Below are 7032 nucleotides of genomic sequence, written 5' to 3'. Positions count from 1 at the left end.
GGCTGGGCCCAGTCGCAGTCGCTCTTCAGCCGCGGGTCAGTCGCGCATCCAGCGGTCGAGACGGCGATCGAGAGCAGGATCGCTGCTGTTCTGAACATCATGCCGGATCTCCCCTGATTGCCGGACAGCCCTGTTTCTTGCCGCCTGGCGCTTTGCTGCCCAGGCCGCCTTTCCGGCGGCGCGGCCCCTCAGCCACGCGATCCCGAGCGCCGCGATGAGTGCGGCGGCAAGCGCCGCCCAGCCCGACAGGCGGGACCAGGCTGCGCCGAACAATGAAATGAACAAGCCGATCACGGCGTCTTCCCCGTGCGGTAATCCTCGATGCGCGCGGCCTTTGCCTTCCACGCCAGCAGGATGACGATCAGGAAGATTGCGGCACCCGCCCACGGCAGCACAGGCAGCAGCCAGTCTGTCAGGTTCAGCAGGCCCACGGTGCGCTCAGTCACGTCCTTCGCCCGCTCGGCGGTCTCCACTGCCGGCACCACCATGGATGCCGCAGCACCTGCCATGCCCACGATGCCGGTGGCGATCTGGGCATCCGCCGCCTTCACGATGCGCGAGCCCTCAGGCTTGCCCTCCGCCCGCTCTCGCGAGACGGCGCGGGGCTTGGCCCGCTGCAGGGCCTCCACGAGGACGGGATCGACGTCCGGGCTGAGACCGAGTCCATTATCTGCGCGGAACGCCAGCACTGCCGCACGCATGCGGGGACCATAGCGCCCGTCCACAATGCCGACCTCGAAATATCCCAGGTCCTTCAGTTGCTGCTGAACGACCTTCATCTCCGGACGTTGCGGCGCGTCCGCGCGGAGCGGGCGCCGGATGCCGAGCAGCCGCGACTTTGCATATCGAGCCACTGTGACGCCGTCCGACTGGTTGCCGCCCAGCACCTCGATCTGCTGGCCCGTTGCCTTGAGGAAAAAGGCGACATGGCCCTGCGCCGTGTTCGAGCCGCGCGTGAAGATGACGACGTCGCCCTCCTTCGCCTGCTCCACGCCGGCGACCTTCTCGCCCCATGTGAGATAGGAGCGCGCATTGAGTTTGCGGGCGGAGTCGGTGCCTGCCTTCTCGAGGCAATGTCCGACGAATGCGGCGCACCAGGCCACCTCGTCATGCTCGACCCAGTGGTGGCCGACCGTGCGGTACATCTCCATGATCTTCGGGTTGTCGGAGGAGCCCTTCAGTTCCTTCGTGCCGAGATAGCTACGGGCGATCGTCATGTGGGTCATGGGCAAATTCCTTCTCATGGCCGGAGGCGCTCTTGGCCTTCGGCTTCAGTTGCATGGTGAATGGATGACTGGGGTGGGTTTGCTGACGCGCCGCTCAGGGCGGCAGCTTGGTCAGGCGCTCGAGCAGGAAGTCGTACAATTTGTCGATCTTTCCCTCGATGGCGTCGAAGCGCCTTGTGATGGAGGGCTGGTCGATGCGGGCAACATCAAGTTCCAGCATGCCCACACGGGCACGGATGTCGTGGATATCGGCCCTGATGGCGGCGATGTCCTTGCTAAACTGTTGGCCAGCATCCGGGACGAGCGCCTCCTTCAGCTTGAGCATGGCGAGAAGGGCGCCCGCCACGCCGCCCAGCCCGACCACAAAATAAACCACCGCCGGGATTTCCCCGGTCCAATCCTGTGCCATCAGGACAATCTCCTGTCAGATATCGCCCGTGCCGCCGGCCCCCGGCTGCTTCAGGCTCAGTTGCGTGACGAAGCCGCCGCCGCGCGAGTAGCTGTGGGTGACGCTCTCGATGGGCCAGCGGCCGTCGATGCCGGGTCGCGTGCCGGTGACGATGCAGAGCCCGTCCGGAATGGCGGCGGTGTCGCCCTCGAGGGTAACGCTGCCCTCGCACAGGTCGCGTTCCCACGTCGAGCAGTCTGGCTGACGATGAGGATGAGGATGAGTTCATCTTTATCGCCATCCTGCCAGTGTCTTTGCCAGACAGCTCCGGTCTCTCGCTTGCTTGCCCTGCTTGATGGAATGTGAGTATACTCAAAATTTCTGCGGGGAGGTGCCAGTGAGACGTTGGATTACCATTGTATTAGGGGCTTTGACGCTGGGTTCTGGATCTGCGATTGCGAGTGGTCTCGATTTTAAATTGATCAATGCCACCGGCTATAACATTCAAGCTATTTATGTTGATCCGACTGGCAGTGACTCTTGGAGTAGCAACATCCTTGGTTCTCCGGAACTGGCGGATGGTGAATTTGCGACTGTCACGTTTGAGGGTGATCCCGACAGCTGCAAATGGGACATAAAGGTCGATTGGGTGGGGGACTACGCGTCTACTGCCTGGCAGGGACTGAACTTGTGCAAAATCTCCGAGATCACGCTGAAATATGACAGCGACACCGACGAAACGACTGCCGAACTGCAGTGACTTGTCAGATGAGGCTTGCTCAACGCATTCGGGGCCTTGCTCTGACAAGAACTTCGACAGTGTCCGTTGTGGCATTGCTTCTCGTCGGGCATGCCAGTCTATCGGCAGCTGAGGACCTTGACCCCAGTTCGGCGTGCACAGGTGAGACCACAATGTCACAAATAGAGTGTCTCCAAGGGGTGCTGGGCGAACTCAACGATGAACTTAACTCCGTCTATAGGCAGTATCGAAGCACTTTGGACGCCGATGGTAGTGCTCAGATCAAGGGCATCCAGATAGCGTGGATGAAGTATAGAGATGGCTCATGCAGGTTCGAGTCTTCTGCTGTGGAGGGCGGTTCGCTTCAGCCGGTGATGAGCCTGCTATGCCAAATCTCCTATACACAGGAACGCCTTGCTCGCATCGAGGGAATGCTGCGCTGCGATAGCATCGGCACCCCGGGAGGTGAGTGCTCAAGATAGCTCGGCATAGAGCATTCGGCTTCGATGATGGAAATCTCCTGGGGGCCGCGCAGATCAAAGCCGCGTCGCAAATATGGCAAGAAGAACGTACGGCCCGCCACCGATCCCCACCATGAAATAGACCACCGCCGGGATGTCCCCGGCCAATCCTTTGCCATCAGGATAATCTCCTGTCAGGTATCGCCCGCGCCGCCGGACCCCGGCTGCTTCAGACTCAGTTGCGTGATAAAGCCACCGCCGCGCGAATAGCGGTGGGTGACACTCTCGATGCGCCAGGGGCCGTCGACGCCACGCCTCGCCCCCTTCACGATGCAGAGCCCGTCGGGAACGGCGGCGGTGTCGCCCTCGATGGTCACTGACCCCTCGCCCGCGTCACGTTCGGAGGTTGCCCGGTCGGACGAGGTCTGCTGCGTCGCCTCGCCTTCATCCGACTTTGCGTAGCGGTGATCGTGCCGGGCATCGACGGCAAGGGCGGTCCCCTCCTCCGTCTCCTGCCATCCGGCTTTCTTCGGATCGTACCAGCGGGCGCGGACCTGCGAATATTGACCGCGCCCCAGTGCAGGCGAGATGTCCCAACCATGCAGGTTCCGGCCCCACGCAGCGATGACCGCCGCGGTGTAGGTGCCGCCACGCTTCGACATGATGGCGCGCGTGCCGTGGATGCGGAAGTTGCCGCCGATCTCACGGGCGAGGCGCTCGCCCATGTGGATGAAGCTCTCGTCCCGCATCTCGAAGTATTTGCGGGTGATGTATGCCAGCGACGGATCGATCTCGATCTGCGTGACGCCCGCCGTCTGGCCTGCCTGCTTCAGGATGTCTTCGACCGTGCTGTCGTCGAAGTGGCGCTGCTGGCCTTCCTTCGGCTTCCCTGTGGTGTCCATGCCCTTGGCGGTGATGGACAGCGTGCGCCCACCGCCGCGCGAGCCCGACGACCTGACCTCGTCCACCGTGCCGGTGAACACCACCCGGACGCCCTCGCCTTCCCAGCCTAGCGCCACGACGACCGGTGCGCCGATCTGGGGAAGGACAACCCGGCCATCGGTATCGTCGATATCCAGCGAGGCTGTGTCGGAGTGGGTCCCAACCTTGTCCGACACGGTCAGCGAAATCAGCACCGGCAGGAGTGTTGTGGTGATGTTGGTGCCCGCCACCGTCACCATGAACACCGCGCGCTTTGACATCGGGAATCACCACAACCTGATCGGATCGAGGATGGCGGGTTCGCGCGGCACCGGCACCGGCATATCGAACGTGGCGCCAACGGGAAGAAATGCGCCAAGCTCGCCGAGGCCCGGGTTCATGTCATATGTCTGCTCAACCAGACCCGGCATGGGCCGCCTGAAACGCCGCCAGACGATGAGCGAAACGGTAATGAACTCGCCCTCGACGGTGACAGGCTCGACGATCATGAGAACATCCCCGCAAAAAGAGAGAAGAAGCTGCCGTTGGACGGCTTGGCCGCACGCCGGACCGCAATGTCAACATCGATCATCCGGCCGATTCCTTCGGCGTCGAGATAGCTCGACCGCTCGGAGACCTTGTCGATCACCACCCAGCCCATCTGCGCGCCATCGCCGCGCATGAGGTAGAGCGGCCGTCCTGCGGCGCGGGCCTGGTAAAGCTTCTTGAGGTCGCCAAGCCCACCGAAGCGGTGCGGAAAGATGCGCGCCTTGATGGACCAGCTCTCGGAACCTTCGCCCACCCATTCGAGCGGCGGCCTGGCGCCCAGCACCGGCTTTTCAACGAAGCTCGTCTCGTGGCCATGGTCGTATTCGGTGGCGTTGAACGGATGGACCTCGAAGCGGATGGGCCCCAGCGTCATCAACATCAGGCGAACCTCAGCCCGGCATCGGCATAGACACCCCGGAAGGTCTCGCGGACTTCGTCGCGCAGCACGCGGCGGATCTGCTGGACGACATCTTCGGGATCCGTACGTCCGTTGAATGTCATGTTGAAGACAGGAGAGACAGTGATCCCGCCCGCCGGGAAAGAACCTGCCCGGTTGACGTAGCCCGAGCGCCCGGCCGTGATAAGCTCGGGACCACGCTCACCCACGAGATAGCTGGCCCCCCGGCTGACTGGGCCGCCAGTGGCGCGCAACGTCAGGTCCTCGATGGGGCCGACGCCATAAGGGTCATTGGGATCCACCGCCGGCTTCATGCCCGCGCCTGCGCCACGTGGATTGACAGAGGACTGGGGCGCGCGGTTCGGCAACGTCAGAACCGAACTGATCTTGTCCGCAAGGCCGCTGGCCCAGTTCAGGATGTCGCTGCCGATCGAGACGAGGCCGTCGAAGAACGACTGCATGAACTTCCGGCCGATGTCGTAGAGGCTGCCCAGCGATGCAGCGATCTTGCCCGGGAGCTCCGCAAACCACCGCACCACATCGCCCACGGCGGCACCCGCCGAAGCGCCCCACTCCCGCCAGGTGGCCGGCGAGATTTTGAGGCTGAGCTTCGACATCCAGCCGAAGAGCGTACTGACCCCGGCAATCACCGGATCCAGCATCGGCTTGACCGGGCCCAGCGCGGCCATGAAGGCCTCGCCGAAGGCTACGAACAGCTCCTTGATGCCCTGCCAGTTGTCGTAGATGAACTTGCCCGCCATGGCGATGCCGATCAGGATAGCGCCGACGCCGGTCAGCATCAGAGCCCCGCGGAGGGCCACCGACGCTGCGCTCACAAGCTTCATCGGATTCAGTAGCCCCAAGAGGCCGGAGCCCAGTGTGCCGAACACCGCCTTGAGGCCGCCGGCAGAGTTCAGCATGGTAAGGCCAAGGAGCGAACCCCGGAGGCTGGTGAGCCCGCTGTTGATAAGGCCGAGCGGCGCGGTGATGGCGACCGCCCGGAGCGCCGTCAGGGCTACGGTGACGCCCTTGAGCCCGAAGGCCAAGGAGGCGAGCATGCCGCCCTTGCCCATCAGGCCGAGGAAGGTGAGGCCTGCCAGCGCCGCCTTGAGGGCGATGAAGCCCGCCGTGATGGCAACCAGCGCGCCCGAGACGCCGGGGTACTGGTTGACCAGCGAGGTCAGCAGCACGAGGACGGGCTTGAGCGCGCCCGCGATTCCGCCAAGGACCGGCACCATTGCCGCGCCCACGCTGGTCTGGAAGTTCTGCAGCGCAATCTGGAACTGCTTCACCTGCTCGACGCTGGTCTGCATCATGCGGGCGAAGTCGTTGCTGATCACGCCGTCGGCTCTTGCCGCTTCATCTCTCAGCCGGATGTAATCCTCTAGCCCCGTCAGCAGCGGAATGAGACCCTTCTGCACCTGGGCGTCAGCGAAGATCTCGCCAAGCCGTGACATGTCCCCACCGAGTGCGGTGTTGATGGCGCGCAGCGATGCCTCGAGCGGATCGGTGCCATTGGCCTTGGCGTCCTTCAGGACCTTCTGGATGTCGATCCCCAGCTTCTTGAAGTTCCCGATCGCGTCGTTGGAATTGATCTTCTGCAGGATGTTGCTGAAATTGGTCGCCGCTTCCGAAGCATCGCCCGCGCCCCGGCGCACGATCTGCAAGGCAGCGGCGATCTGGGCGAGACCGCTCTCCCCCGACATGCCCTTGGAACTGGCAAGCGCCGTGATGGACGGCAGATATTGCGCCATGTCGCGAAGCTCGAAGCCGCCCGCCTTGCCGGCGGCCGCCATGATGTCGAAGGACTTGCCCAAACTTTCGGCGGCAACGCCGAGGTTCGACATGGCCGCGAAGCCCGCCTTCGACAGGTCCTCGAGGCTCGCGCCCGTGGCGGTCGCTGCCCTTGCGATGGACGGCATGGCCTTCGTGGCCCGATCAACGTCGAGACCCATGCCAACCAGGAAATCCTGTGCCTTCACGATGTCGGTGGCAAACTGGTTCATCTGCGACGAGGTACTCCACTCTCGACAACTGGCTGAAGACGCGCGCGCTCTCCAACCAGCAGAGGGGCTTCACGGCCGTCATGGTGGTCCATCAGGACGGCCGGGTCGTGGGGTATTATGGTCTTGCGCCGACGGCCGTTGTTCCGACCGTACTGCCCAGATCGATTCGGACGGGACAGCCACCCGATCCGGTTCCTTGCCTGCTGCTGGGCCAGCTCGCCACCGATCTGCAATGGGCGGGGCGCGGCATTGGCACCGGCCTCCTGAAGCACGCCCTCGCCCGCTGCGTTCAGGCCGCCTCCCTGATCGGCGGACGGGCATTGATGGTCAATGCGATCGACGATG

At 63.5% G+C, this 7032-nt stretch carries 8 protein-coding genes and 1 pseudogene; 3 read left to right on the top strand and 6 right to left on the bottom strand.

Annotation, left to right across the window (positions count from 1 at the left end; all coding sequences use genetic code 11):
- Positions 1-290: 290 nt before the first annotated feature.
- Together ACILRA_RS17485 and ACILRA_RS17480 are read right to left on the bottom strand one after the other, a co-directional pair.
- A complete protein-coding gene (locus ACILRA_RS17485; protein WP_395663344.1) occupies positions 291-1226 on the bottom strand; it encodes a TIGR02594 family protein in 936 nt (311 codons plus the stop codon).
- A 94-nt stretch (positions 1227-1320) separates the two neighbouring features.
- Positions 1321-1635 (bottom strand): hypothetical protein, encoded by a 315-nt coding sequence (locus tag ACILRA_RS17480; protein WP_395663343.1) that lies wholly within the window; start codon positions 1633-1635, stop codon positions 1321-1323.
- A gap of 376 nt (positions 1636-2011) precedes the next feature.
- Here ACILRA_RS17480 and ACILRA_RS17475 point away from each other — a divergent pair, with 376 nt between their 5' ends.
- Entirely contained in the window at positions 2012-2374 is a 363-nt protein-coding gene (locus ACILRA_RS17475) for a hypothetical protein (RefSeq protein WP_395663342.1), read from the top strand.
- An 8-nt stretch (positions 2375-2382) separates the two neighbouring features.
- Positions 2383-2835: a lysozyme inhibitor LprI family protein gene (locus ACILRA_RS17470; RefSeq protein ID WP_395663341.1), complete on the top strand. Its 453-nt coding sequence runs from the start codon at positions 2383-2385 to the stop codon at positions 2833-2835.
- A 173-nt stretch (positions 2836-3008) separates the two neighbouring features.
- On the opposite strand, the gene ACILRA_RS17465 is transcribed toward ACILRA_RS17470, so the two are convergent.
- The 4 genes from ACILRA_RS17465 to ACILRA_RS17450 are packed head-to-tail and all read right to left on the bottom strand — an operon-like array spanning position 3009 to position 6687.
- Positions 3009-4016, bottom strand: coding sequence for a phage late control D family protein (locus tag ACILRA_RS17465; RefSeq protein WP_395663340.1), 1008 nt, complete (start codon positions 4014-4016; stop codon positions 3009-3011).
- A 6-nt stretch (positions 4017-4022) separates the two neighbouring features.
- On the bottom strand, positions 4023-4244 hold the full coding sequence (locus tag ACILRA_RS17460) for a tail protein X (RefSeq protein WP_395663339.1): 222 nt from the start codon (positions 4242-4244) through the stop codon (positions 4023-4025).
- Positions 4241-4663, bottom strand: coding sequence for a phage tail protein (locus tag ACILRA_RS17455; RefSeq protein ID WP_395663338.1), 423 nt, complete (start codon positions 4661-4663; stop codon positions 4241-4243). The genes ACILRA_RS17460 and ACILRA_RS17455 overlap by 4 nt, the downstream gene beginning before the upstream one ends.
- The gene (locus ACILRA_RS17450) at positions 4663-6687 is read right to left on the bottom strand and encodes a phage tail tape measure protein (RefSeq protein ID WP_395663337.1); all 2025 of its coding nucleotides are present in this window, start codon (positions 6685-6687) and stop codon (positions 4663-4665) included. Before ACILRA_RS17450 ends, ACILRA_RS17455 begins: the two co-directional genes overlap by 1 nt.
- 17 nt (positions 6688-6704) lie before the next feature.
- On the opposite strand from ACILRA_RS17450, the pseudogene ACILRA_RS17445 reads away from it, so the two are divergent.
- Positions 6705-7032, top strand: a pseudogene (locus tag ACILRA_RS17445) (GNAT family N-acetyltransferase); the annotation flags it as partial.

The organism is Aestuariivirga sp., from assembly GCF_044239095.1.
GTDB lineage: Bacteria > Pseudomonadota > Alphaproteobacteria > Rhizobiales > Aestuariivirgaceae > Aestuariivirga.
The sequence above is the reverse complement of the archived record's forward strand: the minus strand, read 5'-3'. Positions and strand labels throughout refer to the sequence as shown.